At 64.9% G+C, this 18,539-nt stretch carries 15 protein-coding genes; 7 read left to right on the top strand and 8 right to left on the bottom strand.

Annotated elements, in window-relative coordinates:
- The first annotated feature begins 13 nt into the window (after positions 1-13).
- Positions 14-1,447, top strand: coding sequence for a gamma-aminobutyraldehyde dehydrogenase (locus tag J3E61_RS23030; RefSeq protein ID WP_210085111.1), 1,434 nt, complete (start codon positions 14-16; stop codon positions 1,445-1,447).
- Here the strand turns inward: J3E61_RS23030 and J3E61_RS23025 are convergent.
- Positions 1,428-2,273, bottom strand: a complete 846-nt coding sequence (locus tag J3E61_RS23025) for an alpha/beta fold hydrolase (protein ID WP_210085110.1) — start codon at positions 2,271-2,273, stop codon at positions 1,428-1,430. The two genes, J3E61_RS23030 and J3E61_RS23025, sit on opposite strands and share 20 nt — an antisense overlap.
- Positions 2,274-2,331: 58 nt before the next feature.
- Between J3E61_RS23025 and J3E61_RS23020 the strand changes: the two genes are divergently transcribed.
- Together J3E61_RS23020 and J3E61_RS23015 are read left to right on the top strand one after the other, a co-directional pair.
- Complete coding sequence (locus J3E61_RS23020) at positions 2,332-2,784, top strand: MarR family transcriptional regulator (RefSeq protein ID WP_210085109.1); 453 nt, start codon at positions 2,332-2,334, stop codon at positions 2,782-2,784.
- 359 nt (positions 2,785-3,143) lie between these two features.
- On the top strand, positions 3,144-6,461 hold the full coding sequence (locus J3E61_RS23015) for a LuxR family transcriptional regulator (RefSeq protein ID WP_210085108.1): 3,318 nt from the start codon (positions 3,144-3,146) through the stop codon (positions 6,459-6,461).
- A 40-nt stretch (positions 6,462-6,501) separates the two neighbouring features.
- On the opposite strand, the gene J3E61_RS23010 is transcribed toward J3E61_RS23015, so the two are convergent.
- On the bottom strand, positions 6,502-7,149 hold the full coding sequence (locus tag J3E61_RS23010) for a hypothetical protein (protein WP_192720789.1): 648 nt from the start codon (positions 7,147-7,149) through the stop codon (positions 6,502-6,504).
- A gap of 192 nt (positions 7,150-7,341) precedes the next feature.
- On the opposite strand from J3E61_RS23010, the gene J3E61_RS23005 reads away from it, so the two are divergent.
- Positions 7,342-10,851: a carboxylic acid reductase gene (locus J3E61_RS23005; protein WP_210085107.1), complete on the top strand. Its 3,510-nt coding sequence runs from the start codon at positions 7,342-7,344 to the stop codon at positions 10,849-10,851.
- Between the two features lie 72 nt (positions 10,852-10,923).
- On the opposite strand, the gene J3E61_RS23000 is transcribed toward J3E61_RS23005, so the two are convergent.
- The 6 genes from J3E61_RS23000 to J3E61_RS22975 all read right to left on the bottom strand — a co-directional run bounded on the left by J3E61_RS23000 (position 10,924) and on the right by J3E61_RS22975 (position 14,508).
- The gene (locus J3E61_RS23000) at positions 10,924-11,310 is read right to left on the bottom strand and encodes a DUF1304 domain-containing protein (protein ID WP_210085106.1); all 387 of its coding nucleotides are present in this window, start codon (positions 11,308-11,310) and stop codon (positions 10,924-10,926) included.
- 9 nt (positions 11,311-11,319) lie between these two features.
- On the bottom strand, positions 11,320-12,387 hold the full coding sequence (gene ruvB / locus J3E61_RS22995) for a Holliday junction branch migration DNA helicase RuvB (protein WP_210085105.1): 1,068 nt from the start codon (positions 12,385-12,387) through the stop codon (positions 11,320-11,322).
- Complete coding sequence (gene ruvA / locus J3E61_RS22990; RefSeq protein WP_210085104.1) at positions 12,387-12,974, bottom strand: Holliday junction branch migration protein RuvA; 588 nt, start codon at positions 12,972-12,974, stop codon at positions 12,387-12,389. The genes ruvB and ruvA overlap by 1 nt, the downstream gene beginning before the upstream one ends.
- Positions 12,971-13,546 (bottom strand): crossover junction endodeoxyribonuclease RuvC, encoded by a 576-nt coding sequence (gene ruvC, locus J3E61_RS22985; RefSeq protein ID WP_210085103.1) that lies wholly within the window; start codon positions 13,544-13,546, stop codon positions 12,971-12,973. The genes ruvA and ruvC overlap by 4 nt, the downstream gene beginning before the upstream one ends.
- 69 nt (positions 13,547-13,615) lie before the next feature.
- Positions 13,616-13,921 carry a hypothetical protein gene (locus tag J3E61_RS22980; RefSeq protein ID WP_192720795.1) on the bottom strand — a complete coding sequence of 102 codons (306 nt, stop codon included), beginning with the start codon at positions 13,919-13,921 and terminating at the stop codon, positions 13,616-13,618.
- A complete protein-coding gene (locus J3E61_RS22975; RefSeq protein WP_210085102.1) occupies positions 13,912-14,508 on the bottom strand; it encodes a TetR/AcrR family transcriptional regulator in 597 nt (198 codons plus the stop codon). The genes J3E61_RS22980 and J3E61_RS22975 overlap by 10 nt, the downstream gene beginning before the upstream one ends.
- Positions 14,509-14,575: 67 nt before the next feature.
- Here J3E61_RS22975 and J3E61_RS22970 point away from each other — a divergent pair, with 67 nt between their 5' ends.
- The 3 genes from J3E61_RS22970 to J3E61_RS22960 are packed head-to-tail and all read left to right on the top strand — an operon-like array spanning position 14,576 to position 18,539.
- Positions 14,576-15,412: an alpha/beta hydrolase gene (locus tag J3E61_RS22970; RefSeq protein ID WP_210085101.1), complete on the top strand. Its 837-nt coding sequence runs from the start codon at positions 14,576-14,578 to the stop codon at positions 15,410-15,412.
- A 12-nt stretch (positions 15,413-15,424) separates the two neighbouring features.
- Positions 15,425-17,392, top strand: a complete 1,968-nt coding sequence (locus J3E61_RS22965; RefSeq protein WP_210085100.1) for a molybdopterin-dependent oxidoreductase — start codon at positions 15,425-15,427, stop codon at positions 17,390-17,392.
- Positions 17,393-17,447: 55 nt separating this feature from the next.
- The gene (locus J3E61_RS22960; protein ID WP_210085099.1) at positions 17,448-18,539 is read left to right on the top strand and encodes a hydroxyneurosporene methyltransferase; all 1,092 of its coding nucleotides are present in this window, start codon (positions 17,448-17,450) and stop codon (positions 18,537-18,539) included.

The raw sequence follows: 18,539 nt of genomic DNA, 5'->3' as shown, positions 1-18,539 counted from the left end.
ACCAGGAGTTGAAATGACCAAGGTTCAGAATTTCATCGCAGGCGAACTCGTCGACTCCGTCAGCGGCGCGACGATGGCGCTCGTCGACCCGACCACCGGCGAAGAGTACGCCACGGCGCCCGTCTCCAACGAGGCCGACATCGACAATGCGTATGCCGCAGCTTCGAAGGCGTTCGCCGACTGGAAACGCACCACCCCATCTCACCGTCAGAAGGCGCTGCTGGATTTCGCCGACGATGTCGAGAAGAACGCGCAGGCGCTCGTCGAAGCCGAGGGCCGCAATACGGGTAAGCCCAACCACGTCACGATGGCCGAGGAGATCCCTCCGATGGTCGACCAGATTCGGTTCTTCGCCGGTGCGGCAAGGATGTTGGAAGGCAAGTCGGCCGGCGAGTACATGGAGAACCACACATCGTGGATCCGCCGTGAGCCCGTCGGCGTCGTCGGCCAGGTGGCGCCGTGGAATTACCCGATGATGATGGCGATCTGGAAGTTCGTCCCGGCGGTGGCGGCGGGCAACACCGTGGTCATCAAGCCAAGCGACACCACGCCGGTGACGACTGTGATGCTGGCCGAGATCGCGGCGCGGCACTTCCCGGCCGGTGTGCTGAATGTCGTTTGCGGCGACCGCAAAACGGGCGCAGCGGTAGTGGCGCATCCGACTCCCGAGATGGTGTCGATCACCGGTTCGGTGGCCGCGGGGCGTGCGGTGGCGGTCAGCGCCGGTGGCCACCTGAAGCGCACGCACCTGGAGTTGGGCGGCAAGGCGCCGGTCATTGTGTTCGACGACAGCGACATCGCCTCGGCCGCAGAGGGAATCGCGACAGCGGGCTATTTCAACGCAGGACAGGACTGTACGGCGGCGACGCGGGTGTTGGCGCGGGCCTCGGTGGCGTCCGATCTGACCGATGCACTCGCAGAGCAGGCTCGAGGGGCGACCACGACGTACGGCAAGCCGACCGACGACGAGGACGCGTGGGTGCCGCCGGTGAACAACGCCACCCAGCTGGAGCGAGTCCTCTCGTTCCTGGGCGACGTGCCGTCACACGCGAAGATCGCGGTCGGCGGACAGCGCCAGGGCAGCAAGGGTTTCTACGTGGAGCCGACGGTCATCGGCGGCCTTCGCCAAGACGACCGCCTGATCCAGCAGGAGATCTTCGGGCCGGTGATCACAGTGCAGTCGTTCTCCGATGAGGACGAGGCGATCGGGTGGGCCAACGGGACCGAATACGGGCTGGCGTCGTCGGTGTGGACGCGCGATATCGGTCGGGCGCTACGCGTTTCGGCCGCATTGGACTTCGGATGTGTGTGGATCAATACACACATCCCGTTGGTGGCCGAGATGCCGCACGGCGGCTTCAAATCCTCTGGCCATGGCAAGGATCTTTCAGCCTACGGGTTCGAGGACTACACGCGGATCAAGCACGTCATGGCGTACACGGGGTAGGTTTCGCCGCTCGCCAGAAATCGGTGAGCAGCCGGGCAATCCGGTCTGGCTCCAGCAGAAGTGGCGCCACGTGGCCGCCGCCTGCTACTGCTTCGACGCGGCAGTCCGGGATCTTGGCGCACGTATGGCGCGCCTCGTCCGGACGCCAGCCCATGACGTCGTCGCGCGCGGACATCACCAATGTGGGAATGCTGATGTGCGGCAACAGCTCTTCGACTCCGCTGCGACGCAACATCGTCGACCGCATGGCGTGAAGCATCCCGCGGCGGTCAGCCTCGGAGAAGGCCGCCATCACCGTCGCCGCCCGATCCGGCTGGGCCGCAAGGGCTTCCGTACCCAGAAGCGAATCGGACAACAGCTTGACCAGCAATCCGATTGGACCGGTAAAGCGATACATCTGAACCAGCGGCCAGCCCTTGGTGATCTTCTCCCCCAGCGTGAACGCTTGCACTGGGGTGCCGATGGTAGTCAAGGTCCGCAGTCGCGAGTGCTCGGCCGCTGCCAGATGAATACCGATATGGCCGCCGAGGGCGTTGCCCACCCAGTCGACGGGTTCGGTGAGGCCGAGGCGGTCGAGGGCTTGCTGGGCTGCGGCGACAAGTTCGTCGAAGGCGAAGTCACGGTCGACGGCTTCGCTCTTGCCGTGCGATGGCGCATCGATGGTGTAGACCGTGCGGTCGCTTGCAAGGGCGTAGACCAGCGGACCCCACGAGTTCGAATCGACGAAGAGGCTGTGGAACAGGACCACCGGCGGTCCGGTGCCGGTGCGTCGCACGTGGAGTCGGCCCAGGTCCGTGCTTTCGAAATTCGGGCTCGGCGTGATCATCAATCCCCCATTTGCTTCGGAAACCGAAACTTCGGTAACCGTAGTATCCTCATCGCCCATGGCGGAGTCAATAGACCGGCAGGCGGTGGGCCAGCTGCTGGCGAGACTGCTGAGGGAGTTCCGCCACGATCTGGCCGCGCCGCGGGCGGAGGCGGGCTTCGGCGACATCCGCGACCCGCACATGCAGATCTTTGGCAATGTGCGAATGGGCGGGGTACGGCTCACCGAACTCGCGGACCGTGCACAGCTGAGCCTGGCGGCCACGTCCGAATTGGTCAATGACCTGGAAACCATCGGGTACTTGACTCGTCGGCCGGATCCTGCTGACGGGCGTGCCAAGCTCATCGACCTGACCAAGCGTGGGCGTGATGCGATGCTGGCGGCGGGCATCCGGGTGGCCGACATCGAGCAGCGGTGGTCAAAGCTAGTGGGCGCCAATGATTTTGAGCACATGTGCCGGACGATGCAGCGTCTGCTCGACGCGCTGGACCCGCAGGACTCGCGCGGCTAGCGGGCTCGGGACACCAAGGCCGCGACCACGGCGCGCAACTCGTCGACAGTGAGGTCTTCTCCGTCGACACCCATCGCAATCAACTCCGACAGCAGGTCTGAACCCGGCTTGCCGCAGCGGATGGCAATCACGTCGACGCATGCGTACAACTGGTCCTCGATGGACCCGCAGTGAGTGGTTGCTGGTGGCTTGATGGTCGCTCATGCCTCCGACTATTCGATTCGTCGAGGGCCGCACCATCCGCCGTTGGGCGGAGTTATGTGTGAAGCAGGGGCGCAGATTCACCTGCGATATCGCGGCCTGTGTGCGAAACATGCGCCTCGGCGCCTCACCACGGTGAAAAATGCGCCATAGGGCGGATGTTTCCCGGGGCCCGGGATCGCATCGTGTCTAGCGTGAGCGAAACTGACTGGAGCGACCTCGATGTGACGGACCTGCTGCCGACCGGAACGGTGACGCTGCTGCTCGCCGACGTCGAAGGCTCCACGCAGCTGTGGGAGTCGCAGCCGTCGGCGATGACCGCCGCAATCGGGCAGCTGAATCAAACCGCTTCGAAGTTGATCGCCGAGCACGGCGGTGTTCGGCCGGTCGAGCAGGGCGAGGGCGACAGTTTCGTGGCGGCCTTCACGCGGGCCAGCGATGCCGTGGCCTGTGCGCTGGATCTGCAACGGGCAGATCTGGCACCCATCAAGCTGCGAATCGGCGTGCACACCGGTGAAGTGCAGTTGCGCGACGAAGGTAACTACGCAGGGTCGACGATCAACAGGACAGCCCGCCTGCGAGACCTGGCGCACGGCGGCCAGACCGTATTGTCGGCAGCCACTGAGGAGCTCGTTGAGGATCGGATGCCAGAACAGGCATGGCTCACCGACCTCGGTCGTCACCCGCTTAAAGATTTGCCTCGCCCAGTGCGCGTCGCGCAACTCTGTCATCCCGACCTGCGCAATGATTTTCCACCACTTAGAGCAGTGAATGTTGATGCCGCGCAGCATCTTCCACGGCAACTAACCAGCTTTGTCGGCCGCGGTCCACAAATGGACGACCTCCGCGCCATTCTCACCGAGAACCGTCTCGTAACGCTCACGGGCGCGGGAGGCGCGGGTAAGACTCGCTTGGCGATCGAACTCGCCGGCCAGATGGCGCACGAGTTCCCTGACGGCGTCTGGTACGTCGACCTGGCGCCGATCAACCATCCAGACGTGGTGCCGGTGACGGTCTCCCGCGCATTGGGGTTGCCGGACTTGTCAGGACGTTCCATCACAGACGTACTGCTACGGTACGTACGCGACCGTCACATGCTGATCGTGCTCGATAACTGCGAACACCTACTGGAAGCGGTTGCGGCGTTAGCAAGTGAGATGTTGGCCGCATGCACACGAGTGACCGTCATGGCAACCAGCCGCGAACCGCTTTTGGTACCGGGCGAAGTGAACTGGGGTGTGCCATCGCTATCGGTCGCTGATGAGGCGATCGAGTTGTTCAGCGATCGAGCACGCCGAGCCCGACCTGAATTCACCGTTAACCCCGAGATCACCGGAACGGTAATGGAGATCTGTCGCCGCCTTGATGGCATGCCACTGGCAATCGAATTGGCGGCGGCACGCGTGCGCGCACTCTCGCTCGACGAAATCTTGGCCAGCCTGCATGACCGGTTTCGACTGCTGACCGGTGGTTCTCGTACCGCGGTCCGGCGTCAACAGACGCTGCGCGCATCGGTGGACTGGTCACATGCCCTACTTAGTCAGCCAGAACGAACACTCTTTCGTCGTATCTCGGTGTTCATGGGCGGGTTTGACTTGGACGCCGCCGAAGCAGTGTCCGAAGCTGACATCGAGCGTTTCCAGGTTCTCGACCAATTGAGCCTCCTCGTTGACAAGTCGCTCGTCATCGCCGAAAGCGCTGGCGGCTCCACTCGATATCGATTATTGGAAACGGTTCGCCAATACGCTCTCGAGAAGTTGGGCGAATCCGCTGAAGCGGACGAAATCCGGGCACGGCACCGGGACCACTACGCTGCCGTGGCGGCGCGACTTGACGCACCAGGACAAAACGACTACGGGCGCCTCATCGAGCAGGCCGACAATGAAATCGACAATCTCCGTGCAGCATTCGTTTGGAGCATCGAAACCGCCGACGTCGAAATGGCAGTCGGGCTCGCAACTTCCTTGCAGCCGCTTTGGCTTGCGCGCGGTCGAGTCCTGGAGGGACTGGCTTGGCTTGACGCCACCTTGACGTCGTTGCCAGAGGCTCCGCCGCTCGTACGCGCGCGATCGGTTGCCGACAAAGCAATCTTAGGTTCGTGGGTGGATGTGACGGGCAACTTAGAGCACGCCGAAAATGCGCTCGCCGTCGTGCGCACAGTCAACGATCCTGCTCTTTTGATTCGGGCGCTCACCGCATGCGCCTTCAGCGCCGCACACGACCCGGACCGAGCCGAACCGTACTTCTTGGAGGCGATCGATCTCGCTCGCGCAGTTGGTGATTCATATCGACTCAGTCAACTGTTCAGCCGACGAGCATATGGCGCGTTCATGGCTGGTGACCTCAACTCACTGGCACCAATCGCGACGGAAGGGCGGGAGTTGGCTGATGCGATCGGCGACCGCTTCAACTCGCGACAGTGCCAGTGGGTCCTTCTGAATTTAGGTATCTGCCGCGGTGACCTCGCCGCAACGCTTGCTGTACTACCCGATTACATCGCGGATGCGGCTGCCGCGCACGACGTCATGTCCACCATGATCGGCCTAATGTTCCAGACTTACGCATTAACGCACTCCGGTGACGCCGAAGGCGCCCGTGCATCAGCGGCCAACCTCTTAGAGGCCGGCGCCGACCTTGCGGGATTGTTCGACAACGGCGCCTATTCGGCGGTGGCGATGGCGTATTTAAGCGACGCCGATGTGGCGGCAGCCTGGGAAGCGGCTCAGGCCGCCAAACAGCGCAGCATGAATCCACCCGCCGAGAGCATGAACGCAGTCTGGCTAAGCCAAGTTGCGTTGGCCTGCAACCAGTTAGTGGACGCTGATCGATGGGCCGAGGAGGCCGTTGCCGAAACGAAAGGCTGGTTCCGTGCTTGGGCGCTAACAGCACGTGCTCAGGTTCACATAGCGACCGGTCGGCCGGAGCAGGCGGCGTGCGATGCCTACGAAGCCCTATCCATCGTTGCCCGAACCGAAGGGCGACTGCTCGTCTCCGACATGTTCGAGTGTCTCGCGAAGTCGGTTTATCGTCACGAGGATTACCGTGACGGGGCACGCCTCCTCGGCGCGGCAGAAGCGCTGCGCGAGCGCTTGGGCGTGGTTCGACTAAAGGTATTCGACGCCGATCACCAGGCGCTGTTGACCGCGCTGCGAAACGCAATGGGCGACACAGACTTCGATACCGCATGGGCCGAGGGCGCTACCTTGTCGACAGATGAAGCCATCGCCTACGCGCTTCGCGGCCGCGGCGAACGCAAGCGGCCCTCGAGCGGATGGGACTCACTCACGCCGACCGAACACGACGTCGTGCGACTCGTCGGCGAGGGGCTACCCAACAAGGACATCGCCACAAGGCTTTTCGTCTCACCGCGAACCGTGCAGTCACACCTGCGGCACGTCTACAACAAGCTCGGGCTCGCCTCCCGCGTTCAACTCGCACAGGAGGCAGCACGCAGAAGCGGAATTCCCGGCCGCTAGCTGGGGGAAGGTAGCGACCGGGAATTCCGTTGTGGAGGGGCTAGCGGTGCGCCGGCCTATGGCCGCTGCCACCGGCGAACATGTCGCGCCAGCTGCGGCGCGGCCGGTCTGCCGTCGTGGTGCCGGTCGGTTGAATCTCCGTCACCTCTTCGGAAGGAGCCGGCTGCGGCGTCGCCGCTGCGGCGACGGGGCGTTGCGCGTAGGCGATGTCGCGCGCGCTGCGCACCGACAGCCGACCCAACGCGACAGCACCGAAGAACACGATCAGCGCGCCCAGTCCATAGAAGTACGTCAGCTCAAGCCACACCCGCTTTGTTTCAGTGTCTGCTACCGGAGCACCGATATCACCGATGCCCAACGGGCCGGCCAGCGCGCGGCCAACGACGAACCATGCGCCGGCGAGAACCGTCAGCCAGCCGCCGAACATCGCGGTCGCGCGGTTGCGCGACATCAGTAGCAGCAGTCCGCCGAGCGCCGTCGCGGCGCCGGGCAGAACCTCGAGCCAGCCTCGCGCCGTCGTCCAGAACCACTCCTGATCCGGCGTGAAGGCGAAGTCGAAATACGGTCCGACAAACGGGATCAGAGCGCCCCAAGCGCCCAACAAGATCAAAAGGAATCCGCTCATTGCGCCGCGGCTGCGGGGCATCTGCAGCCTGCCGCCGCGCGCGTCAACGCGTGTGTCAGTCATCGTTGCCTCCTCGGGTCGACGCTCGGGTACCCGCTGTGACGCCCACGTAACCGCGTGCCGCGCCGGTGACAGCCGTCACAGCGTTCACAGCGAACTGACAGCCAACAGCGGAATAAACTTAGCTTCGCTAACGTACTTTTGATTAGGCGCAACGTCGCGCCAACAATTCCTGCGATTTGCTGAGGACCTTTGATGTCGACTGTTACCCGTGAACAGCGGCTTGCGCGCCGCATCACCGATTTGTATGCCACTGACCAGCAGTTCGCCGACGCCCGACCTAGCGAGGCCGTCGCGCACGCGATCGAATCCTCCGAGCTGAGCCTGCCGCAGATCATCCAGACCGTCATCGACGGCTATGCCGACCGGCCCGCGTTGGGACAGCGCGCCGTCGAATTCGTCACCGACCCGACCACGGGCCGGACCTCCGCCGAACTGCTCCCCCGCTTCGACACAATCACCTACCGCGAGTTGTCGGACCGGGTGAACGCGGTCGCGACCGCATTGGCGCAGAACCCGATACAGCCCGGAGACCGCGTCGCGATCCTCGGGTTCACCAGCATCGACTACACCACTGTCGACATGGCGCTGCTACGCGCCGGCGCGGTTTCCGTTCCCCTTCAGACCAGCGCACCCGTCACACAGTTGCGGCCGATCGCCGCAGAGACCGAGCCGGTTGCCATCCTGTCGAGTGTCGATTTCCTCGACGACGCGGTCGAACTCATGCTGACCGGTCACCTTCCCGAGCGGCTCGTCGTGTTCGACTACCACCACGAGGTCGACGACCACCGCGACGCGCTGGCCGCCGCAACCGCGCGGCTCGCCGAAACCCCGGTTGTTGTAGAAACTTTGGCCGAGGTGCTGGCTCGCGGCAACGAACTGCCGGCTTCCCCTGCCTTCGACGCAGGCGACGACAACCTGGCGCTGCTCATCTATACGTCGGGCAGCACGGGCACGCCGAAGGGCGCGATGTACCTGGCCAAGGCGGTCAAGAACTCGTGGCGGCGCTCCAGCATGGCGATGTGGGGCAACGAAGGCGCCACGCCGTCGATCACGCTGAACTTCATGCCGATGAGCCACATGATGGGCCGCGGCATCCTGTACGCAACGCTCGGCGCTGGCGGCACCGCCTATTTCGTTGCCAGAAGTGATCTTTCGACGTTCTTCGAGGACTTGGCTCTGGTGCGCCCCACTCAGCTGAGCTTCGTGCCGCGGATCTGGGACATGGTGTTCAGTGAGTTCCAGAGCGAGGTCGACCGTCGATCCGCCGACGGTGCCGACCGATGGGCGGTGGAGGCCGACGTGCTCGCCGACCTTCGCCAGAATCTCCTTGGCGGACGGTTCATCTCGGCGATGACGGGCTCAGCTCCGATTTCGTCGGAAATGCGGACGTTCGTCGAGTCGCTGCTCGACATCCACTTGACCGACGGCTACGGCTCCACCGAGGCCGGCGCGGTGTTCGTAGACGGCCAGGTTCAACGCCCGCCCGTCATCGACTACAAACTGGTCGACGTCCCCGACCTCGGCTACTTCAGCACGGACCGCCCCTACCCGCGCGGTGAGCTGCTGGTGAAGTCCGAGACCATGTTCCCAGGTTATTACAAGCGGCCCGAGATCACCGCCGACGTGTTCGACGCCGACGGCTACTACCGCACCGGCGACGTCGTGGCCGAACTGGGACCAGACCAGCTCCAGTATCTCGATCGCCGCAACAACGTGCTGAAGCTGTCGCAGGGCGAGTTCGTCACCGTCGCCAAGCTGGAGGCGGTGTTCGTCGACAGCCCGCTGATCCGGCAGATCTTCGTGTACGGCAACAGCGCTCGCTCGTATCTGCTGGCGGTCATCGTCCCGACCCAGGAAGCACTTTCGCGGTGGCCGCAAGCCGAGCTGAAGCAGCGGATTACCGAATCGCTGCAAGATGTCGCGAAGTCCACGGGACTGCAGTCCTACGAGATCCCCCGTGACTTCCTCATCGAGACAACACCTTTCACGCTGGAGAACGGTCTGCTGACCGGTATCCGCAAGCTCGCGCGGCCGAAGCTCAAGGAGTTCTACGGCGATCGGCTCGAACAGCTCTACACCGACCTGGCCGACAGTCAGGCCAACGAGCTGCGGGAGTTGCGCCAGCACGGCGCCGATCGGGCGGTGCTCGAGACCATCAGCCGCGCCGCGGGTGCGCTGCTGGGTGCAACGGCAAGCGAACTGCAGCCCGATGCCCATTTCACCGATCTGGGCGGAGATTCGCTGTCCGCGTTGACCTTCGCCAACCTGCTGCATGAGATCTTCGAGATCGACGTGCCCGTCGGCGTCATCGTCAGCCCGGCCAGTGACCTCGCTGCGCTGGCGGCCTACATCGAGGGTGAGCGGCAGCCGGGCAGCAAGCGACCGACGTTCGCGTCGGTGCACGGCCGCGACGCTACCGAGGTGCACGCCAGTGATCTGACGTTGGACAAGTTCATCGACGCGAAGACCCTTGCAGCGGCTCCGTCGCTACCGGGTCCGAGTTCAGAGGTGCGCACCGTTCTTTTGACGGGCGCGACCGGCTTCCTCGGCCGCTATCTGGCTTTGGAATGGCTCGAGCGGATGGACATGGTCGACGGCAAGGTCATCGCGTTGGTGCGTGCAAAGGATGACGCCACCGCCCGCGAACGCCTTGACAAGACATTCGACAGCGGTGACCCCGAATTGCTGCGTCACTACAGCGAATTGGCGGCCGACCATCTCGAGGTCATCGCCGGTGACAAGGGCGAGGCCAACCTCGGGTTGGATCAGCAGACCTGGCAGCGACTGGCCGACACGGTCGACCTGATCGTCGACCCGGCGGCGTTGGTAAACCATGTGCTGCCCTACAGCCAGCTGTTCGGACCGAATGCGCTGGGCACCGCGGAGCTGATCCGGATCGCGCTGACCACCAAGCAGAAGCCGTTCGTCTATGTATCGACGATCGCGGTGGGCGCGGGCGTCGAGGCCGGCCAGTTCACCGAAGACGGCGACGTTCGCGTCTACAGCGCGACCCGCAAGGTCGACGACACCTACGCCAATGGCTACGGCAACAGCAAGTGGGCCGGCGAGGTGCTGCTGCGCGAGGCGCACGACCTGTGCGGCCTGCCGGTCTCGGTGTTCCGCTGCGACATGATCCTCGCCGACACCACCTATGCCGGTCAGCTCAACCTGCCCGACATGTTCACCCGGTTGATGCTCAGCCTGGTCGCCACAGGGATCGCGCCCGACTCGTTCTACGAACTCGATGCCGACGGCAATCGGCAGCGGGCCCACTATGACGGGCTGCCAGTCGAATTCATCGCCGAGGCGATCTCCACGCTGGGCTCGCGGGTTGTTGACGGGTTCGAGACCTATCACGTGATGAACCCGTACGACGACGGCATCGGGCTCGACGAGTACGTCGACTGGCTGATCGAAGCCGGGTTCCCGGTCGAGCGTGTCGGTGACTACGCCGGCTGGCTGCAGCGCTTCGACACCGCGGTCCGTGCGCTACCCGAGCGGCAGCGGCAGGCCTCCCTGCTTCCGCTGCTGCACAACTACCAGCGGCCGGAGACCCCGATTCGCGGGTCGATCGCTCCGACCAACCGGTTCCGCGCGGCAGTGCAGGACGCCAAAATCGGTCCGGACAAAGACATTCCGCACGTGACGCGGGATGTCATCGTCAAGTACATCACCGATCTGCAGTTGCTCGGCCTGCTGTAGAGCAGTCGAGTGTGCGGTTCCATACTCGACACGCCGTGGTGAGCGTATGGGATCGCACACTCGCGCGGGCAGCTAGACCAACAACCCGACCACCAGAAGCACGACGGCAATAAGCGGAAAGACTCCTTGCGTAACGGCCGCGCGTGCCTTATCCGGTGATGACGTCAACAGCACCACCGCTGCGGCGAGCATCGACCCGACACCCGCGAACACCAATGCCGCTCCCACCGGTTGGTGGCCGGCGATCACGCCAATCACCCCCACCGCGGTGACGATCGCCAGGAACAGGTTGTAGAAACCCTGATTGAAGGCGAGTTCCTTGGTGGCCACCGCCTCTTCCTCGGTGATGCCGAACGTCGCGCGGGTGCGCGCCGACGTCCAGGTCAGCGATTCCATCACCCAGATGTAGACATGAAGCAAGGCCGCGAGACCCGCGAAAATCAAACCGGCGTAGATCATTTGGCCCTCCTAGTCGAACAATCCGGACTGACCGAGGGTGTTGACCCCGCTCGGCGGCGTCATCCCCAGATGTGTCCAGGCCTGCCGGGTGGCGACGCGTCCACGCGGGGTGCGGGCGATCATCCCGGCGCGCACCAGGAACGGCTCACACACCTCCTCGACGGTGGTCGCTTCCTCCCCGACCGCGACGGCCAGCGTCGACACTCCGACGGGCCCGCCGCCGAAACTGCGTGTCAGCGCGGACAATACGGCGCGGTCCAGCCGGTCCAGGCCGAGTTCGTCGACGTCGTAGACCTCCAGCGCCATCTTCGCGATGTCGCGGGTGATCACCCCGTCGGCTCGCACCTCGGCGTAGTCGCGAACGCGCCGCAGCAGCCGGTTGGCGATTCGAGGCGTACCCCGCGACCGGCGGGCGATCTCGGCGCCCGCTTCGGCGCCGACTTCGATGCCAAGGATGCCTGCCGAGCGAGACAGGACCCGCTCCAGTTCGGCCGGCTCGTAGAAGTCCATGTGTGCGGTGAACCCGAACCGGTCACGCAGCGGTCCGGTCAGCGCACCGGACCGAGTGGTGGCACCGACCAACGTGAACGGCGCGACCTCGAGCGGAATCGACGTTGCGCCAGGGCCCTTCCCAACCACCACGTCGACGCGAAAGTCCTCCATCGCCAGATACAGCATCTCCTCGGCGGGCCGGGCGATGCGGTGGATCTCGTCGATGAACAGCACGTCGTGCTCGACCAGATTGGACAGCATCGCGGCCAGGTCACCGGCGCGCTCCAACGCCGGACCCGAGGTGACCCGCAGTGAAGAGCCAAGTTCGGCGGCGATGATCATCGCCAGCGAGGTCTTGCCGAGCCCCGGAGGGCCGGACAGCAGGATGTGATCCGGTGTCCCGCCGCGGTTTTTGGCGCCCTCGATGACGAGTTGCAACTGCTCACGAACCCGCGGTTGCCCGATGAACTCTCCCAGCGACCGCGGCCGCAGGCTGGCGTCGATGTCACCCTCGCCGACAGTCAACGCGGCCGAGACCTCCCGCTCGGAAGTGTCCTCGGGGTCGTCGTCCTCGAATCGACCCATTACTTCTTACCCAGCATCGACAGCGCCAACCGCAGCGCGCTGGACGTGGTCGCCTCGGGCTCGTTGGCGAGCACCTTGTCGGTGGCCTCCTCCGCCTGCTTGAGCGCAAAGCCAAGTCCGACAAGCGCTTCCACGACCGGGCCGCGCACCGAGTGACCGTTCAGGGCGATGGCGCCCGATGCGTGCACCGAGCCGATCTTGTCGCGCAGTTCGAGCACCATGCGCTCGGCGCCGCGCTTGCCGATGCCGGGCACCCGGGTCAGCGCGGTGACGTCGCCGTCGGCAAGGGCCTGCCGCAGCGACGGTGCGTCGTACACGGCGAGCGTGGCCAACGCGATCTTCGGGCCCACCCCGGACACCCCGAGCAGCGTCAGGAACAGGTCACGCGCATCGGCATCGGCGAAGCCGTACAGCGTCTGCGAGTCCTCACGCACGATCATTGCGGTGATCAGCCTGGCCTCGCTGCCGCGGCGCAGCGTCGCCAGTGTCGACGGGGTCGCCATCACCTTGTAGCCGACCCCGCACGCTTCGATGACGACGTGGTCGAGTGCGATATCGAGGACTTCGCCGCGAACGGATGCGATCATCGTGCCGCCTTTGCCTTTGCCTGCGTAGCTTTCAATGTCGCCTTGTACTTGCGTTGTTGTTCGGCGGCCAACGCGTGCGCCGCGGCCATCCTGGCAATCATCGGTGCGCGCCAGCAGTGGCAGATCGCCAGCGCCAGCGCATCGGCAGCGTCGGCTGGCGTCGGTTTCGCCTGCAGCGCAAGGATTTTCGTGACCATCGCAGTGACCTGCGCCTTGTTCGCATTACCGTTGCCGGTGACCGCGGCCTTGACCTCGCTCGGCGTGTGGAAGTACACGTCGATGCCGCGTTTGGCGGCTGCCAGTGCGATCACACCGCCGGCCTGCGCGGTGCCCATCACCGTCGAGACGTTCTGCTGGCTGAAGACCCGCTCGATCGCGATGACGTCAGGGCGATGGGTGTCCATCCAGTACTCGACCGCGTTGCTGATGGCGAGCAGCCGCAGCTGCAACGGGTCCTCGGAGGGAGTCCGGACCACGTCGACGTCCAACGCAGTGACCTGGCGGCCCTGACCACCCTCGATGACGGACAGGCCGCAGCGGGTCAACCCTGGGTCGACCCCCATCACCCGCACGTCAGGCCTCCTGTGAACATCTGTTCGACAGTAGCGCGATTCGCCGACGGAAATCCGCAGGGACACGCCTCAGATCGAGTAGCTGCCGGAGCGGTCGCCGCCGGCGATCTGCGTCGCGATCTCGTTGACGCGCGCCTTTGCCCTGCCCCCACCGCGCACCAGCTCGCGTCCCACTTCGTGACCGTCGCGCTCGACCACGACGACCCAGCGCGCACCGAGGAATTTCGTCACCAACCAGAACGGCCACAGCACCACGAACACCAGCCCGATCACGATCTCGAACAGGTCGGTGAAATCCAACAAATCGCCGGGAAACGGCCACCAATCGCGGCGCACCGACCAGGCCCTGCCGTGCGGGTCGAGGACTACTGCCATGCGGACATCTTGGCGGCCAACCCGACACCGCGATACTGCGGGGCCATGGTGCGACCCGCGGCCAACAGCGGCTCGGTGCTGCGAAGCGTGCGGGCCAAGACGAAGGCACCTTCCAACGCGCCGATCAGAGCGAGCGTCAGGTCGCGGGCCTGCGCTGCGTCCAGCCCCCTCGAGGCGAAATATGCGCCGCCCCCGTCCACCCAGCCCTGGAACACGGTCGCAGAGGTTTCGCGGAGTTCCTCCACGGTGTCGGCAATTTCCGCGGCGACGCTGGCGACTGGACACATGTTCGCGAATCCGGTGCCTGCCATGTCCTCGGCCGCCTGGGTGAACACGGCGTCGATCGCGTCGCCGAGGTCGGTGTGGGCGTCGACGATCGACGGGATGAGCAGCGCGTAGGCGTGGCCCGCGTTGATCAGCGCCTCGCGCGCGATCTGCACCTTGCCGCCGCGGAAGTGGTGATACAGGGAGCCGATCGGAGCGCCGGATGCCTGAGCGATGTCTTTCATGCCCACAGCGCCGTAGCCCTTGTGCCGCATCAGCTCGGCAGCGGCGGTCAGGATCGATTCTCGGGTGGACCTTGCCATCTGCGCCTCCTGACGACAGACTAGAGCATACGTTCTAGAATCAACGTTCTACCGCCGAAAGGTCGTCATGAAAGCCGTCGACGTTCCCGCCGGAACCATCGAATACCGCGAGGAAGGCGACCCGAGCGGACCACCTGTCGTTCTGCTCCACGGCCTGCTGATGAACGACGCGCAGTGGAACCCGGCGCTGCCCCTGCTGCCCGCCAGCTTCCGCTATCTGCTGCCGGTTCTGCCGATGGGCGGCCATCGCATCCCGATGCGCGCGCAGGCGGATTTGACGCTGCCCGGCATGGTCGAAATCGTCGGCGACTTCCTCGAGGCACTCGATCTCGCCGACGTCACGCTGGTTGTCAGCGACTGGGGCGGGCCGCTTTTTCTGACCGATGCCGGCCGCGACAAACGTATTGCGCGGCTGGTGATCTGTCCGTCCGAAGCGTTCGACAACTTCCCGCCGGGGTTGCCCGGCAAGGTGGCGTGGTTGGCCAGTCGCAACACGCTGACGGTGTCGCTGGCCATGCGGCAGCTCAAGGTCGGCTGGTTGCGGAGACAGTGGCTGATATTCGGCCAGATGGCGAAAAAGCCTGTCCCCCAAGACATTGTCGACCACTGGATGGCGGCGGGATTGGCCGACCGGCGGATCCGGCACGATCTCGTCAAGTACTGCCGCACCAGGTTCGACAAGACCGATCTGATCCGGGCCACCAACCGGCTGGCCGACTTCGACGGCGACGTGCTCGTGCTGTGGAGTCGAAACCCGGTGATGCCGGATGAGCACGCGACGCGGCTGGTCGAACTGACCGGCGGGACGCTGCGCTACATCGACGACGCGAACGTTTTGATCATGCTCGACCAGCCGCAGCAGACGGCGCAGGAAATCGGGGCTTTCCTCACCGCCTGCGAGTAACGTTCTCCGATCGTGAGAACGGTCCGCAGTTTCTGTCGGGTGTGCACGTCGGTGTGCGGCATCCTCGTCGACCTCGATGGCGACCGCGTGGTCGCGGTGCACGGCGACCGCGACAACCCGTTCTCGCAGGGGTATACCTGCCCGAAGGGCCGTGCGCTGCCGCAGATTCACCATCATCCTGACCGGCTGGAGCGACCCCAGATGCGGATCGCCGGCGCGCTGCAGGACACGACATGGGAAGCGTGCCTCGACGACATCGGCATCAAGCTGAGCGACACCATCGAGACGCACGGGCCCGAATCCGTCGGGATCAACTTCGGCACCGGCGTGGGCATGGACGCGGTCGGCTACCGCGTCGCGCAGCAGTTGCACGCCGCGATCGGCACACCGGCGAAGTTCAGCCCGTTGACCATCGACGGCACCGCCAAGGTGTTGATGGCCGACCTGATGGGCGGCACACCGGCGCTTGCCGCGCGGCCCGACTACGACAACGCCACGTTCGCGATGTTCATCGGCAGCAATCCCGTTGTCTCCCATGGGCATAGCGTCGGAATGCCGAATCCTCGCGGCGTCATCCGCGACCTCGCCAAGCAGGCCGAGGTGTGGGTCGTCGACCCCCGCTACACCGACACCGCGCGGCTTGCGACCCACCACCTCGCGCCGCGGCCCGGCACCGACTACGCGGTGCTCGCATATCTGGTGCGCGAAGTGCTGCGCGACGGCGTCAGGGCGCCGGCCCAGGACGTCGACGCGTTGGCAGCCGCGGTTGAACCGTTCACCGTGCACCACGCGGCTGCGATCGCCGACGTGCCGGCAGCCGACCTCGAGCGCCTGCTGAGCTCGATACGGAAGGCAGGCCGCATTGCGGTCGACACGGGTACGGGTGTCACGATGTCGCCGAGTGCGAATGTGACGCAATGGCTTTCGTGGGTGCTGTTGATCATCACCGATTCGATGAACCGCCCCGGCGGCATCTGGTTTCATCCGGGCTTCGGCTACCAACTGGAGAGTTTCGAACTGCCGGTCACGCCGCCGGAAGGACGTTTCGGTCCAGGACCGCGCAGCCGTCCCGAGACGCAGGCGTTTCTGCGGGAGTGGCCGTGTGCCACGCTGCCCGACGAGATCGATGCGGGCAACATCCGCGCATTTCTGAACCTCGGTGGCAGCATGCTCACGGCGTTCCCCAATGCGTGCTCGTTGCGCCCTGCGCTGGAAAAGCTCGACGTGCTGGTAACGACCGAGATCCTGCCGAACGAGACGACGGCGTTGTCGACGCATGTGCTTCCGACCAAAGGTCAGCTCGAGCGGCCCGACGTGACGCTGTGGGACTTCCTGTGCCCGCGCGTTTCCGCGCAGCACACCGATGCGCTGGTATCGCCTGTGGCAGAACGACGTTCGATGTGGTGGGTGCTGGCGGAAATCGGTCGGCGCCTCGGCCACGAGCTCGCCGATCCCAACGCCAGCGACGAGGCGATGCTTGCGCAGCTGAGCTCGAGCGGACGCGCGCCGTACGACGAATTGGTCGCCAACGGATGGGCCGAGGCCGACCGCGAACTGCCCGCAGCGTGGGTGGATCGGCACGTCGACCGGCTCGGCGGTTGGCGGATGGCGCCCCGCGTGCTCGTCGACCAGCTGAATGCGCTGCGCGAGCCCGCGCCGCTGGTGCTCGTGCCGCGCCGCCAACTGCGTCGGCTGAACGCTCAGCTGGAGTTCCTCGGCGAGACCGCCGAGATCGTCGTGCACCCCGACGATGCTGCAGCGGCGGGGATTTCAGACGATCAGAAGCTGACCGTGCGCAGCGAGCACGGCGAGCTCACCGGGGTCGCGCGGGTGGACGCTTCTGTTCGGCGCGGTGCGGTTTCGGTCCCACACGGCCATGTCGGGGCGAACGTCAACGTGCTCACCAGCAAGGACGACATCGATCTGGTCACCGGGATGACGCGCTACTCCGGTGTGCCGGTCAGCCTGCACCCGGCGTGATTCGAGTACCGAACTACTCGCTGCGGCTGCTCTTCATCGGCTGATACTCGGCCATGTGGGTATTTCACTGAAGGTTCCGCCTGTCCCGTTGGTCCGCGCAGTCGAGCGGACTCGTCATCACCTGTTGCGAATTCACCAATCCCTGGTGCCGCCGCCCGCCGCGATGGTCGAGCTGATCATGGCGACCTGGCTGTCCCAAGCGATCGCGGTGACTGCCGAACTGGGCATTGCGGATGTCCTCGCAGAGAAGCCGATGGACATCGACGACCTGGCGCGCAAGGTTGATGCAAACCCGGACGCCCTGGCCCGGATGCTGCGCGCCTTGATCGGCCGAGGCATCTTTCGCCAGCGTCGCGACGGCCGCTACGACCTGACCCCGCTGGCGAAGACGCTGCAATCGGACACTCCGGATTCGATGGCGGCCTTCGCCCGATTCGTCGGCTCGCCGGAGGACCGTGAGCACTGGAGCCACTGCATCGAGGCCATCAGGACCGGTGAGTCCGTTGTCCCGAAGCTGCGAGGAATGCCCGCGTTCGACTGGGCCATGAGCGATCCGGAATTGAGCGAAGTCTTCAACCAGGCGATGACCAACTTCACCGAGTTGGCCCTGACGGCGGTGCTCGCTGCCTACGACTTCGCCGAGCACCGGACCATCGTCGATGTGGCCGGCGGGCACGGACGTCTGCTCGCCGGCATGTTGTCGGCGGCACCGACCGCGCAAGGCATCCTGTTCGACCTTCCGCATGTGGTCGCAGGCGCCGAACCGCTGCTGCGCAAGCAGCGAGTCAGTGACCGCGTCCGCATCGTCGGCGGGTCATTCTTCGAGGCCGTTCCCGAGGGCGGTGACCTGTACGTGCTGAAGAACATCATTCACGACTGGTCGGATGAGAAAGCCAAGCAGATCCTCGAGACCGTGCGGGCCGCTGCGCCCCTGGACTCGAAATTGCTGTTGGTCGAATCCCTGATACCCCAACACGACCGCGAATTCGCCACGAAATGGCTGGATTTGGAGATGCTGGTGGGCAATTCGGGGCGCGAACGCACCGCAGACGAGTACCGAGAATTGTTGCGAGACGCGGGATTCGAGATGACCCGGGCGGTCCCAACCGCATCGCCGTTCAGTCTGGTCGAAGCCAGGGCGACCTGA

The organism is Mycobacterium sp. OAE908, from assembly GCF_017872775.1.
Taxonomy (GTDB): Bacteria; Actinomycetota; Actinomycetes; order Mycobacteriales; family Mycobacteriaceae; genus Mycobacterium.
Note: the sequence above shows the minus strand (reverse complement) of the source record. Positions and strands in the feature narration are given on the sequence as shown.

What these genes read in the sequence shown, in the direction of transcription:
- J3E61_RS23030 (WP_210085111.1), top strand. Translation starts at nt 14, where the DNA reads ATGACCAAGGTTCAGAATTTCATCGCAGGCGAACTCGTCGACTCCGTC.
- J3E61_RS23025 (WP_210085110.1), bottom strand. Translation starts at nt 2,273, where the DNA reads ATGATCACGCCGAGCCCGAATTTCGAAAGCACGGACCTGGGCCGACTC.
- J3E61_RS23020 (WP_210085109.1), top strand. Translation starts at nt 2,332, where the DNA reads ATGGCGGAGTCAATAGACCGGCAGGCGGTGGGCCAGCTGCTGGCGAGA.
- J3E61_RS23015 (WP_210085108.1), top strand. Translation starts at nt 3,144, where the DNA reads ATGTTTCCCGGGGCCCGGGATCGCATCGTGTCTAGCGTGAGCGAAACT.
- J3E61_RS23010 (WP_192720789.1), bottom strand. Translation starts at nt 7,149, where the DNA reads ATGACTGACACACGCGTTGACGCGCGCGGCGGCAGGCTGCAGATGCCC.
- J3E61_RS23005 (WP_210085107.1), top strand. Translation starts at nt 7,342, where the DNA reads ATGTCGACTGTTACCCGTGAACAGCGGCTTGCGCGCCGCATCACCGAT.
- J3E61_RS23000 (WP_210085106.1), bottom strand. Translation starts at nt 11,310, where the DNA reads ATGATCTACGCCGGTTTGATTTTCGCGGGTCTCGCGGCCTTGCTTCAT.
- ruvB (WP_210085105.1), bottom strand. Translation starts at nt 12,387, where the DNA reads ATGGGTCGATTCGAGGACGACGACCCCGAGGACACTTCCGAGCGGGAG.
- ruvA (WP_210085104.1), bottom strand. Translation starts at nt 12,974, where the DNA reads ATGATCGCATCCGTTCGCGGCGAAGTCCTCGATATCGCACTCGACCAC.
- J3E61_RS22980 (WP_192720795.1), bottom strand. Translation starts at nt 13,921, where the DNA reads ATGGCAGTAGTCCTCGACCCGCACGGCAGGGCCTGGTCGGTGCGCCGC.
- J3E61_RS22975 (WP_210085102.1), bottom strand. Translation starts at nt 14,508, where the DNA reads ATGGCAAGGTCCACCCGAGAATCGATCCTGACCGCCGCTGCCGAGCTG.
- J3E61_RS22970 (WP_210085101.1), top strand. Translation starts at nt 14,576, where the DNA reads ATGAAAGCCGTCGACGTTCCCGCCGGAACCATCGAATACCGCGAGGAA.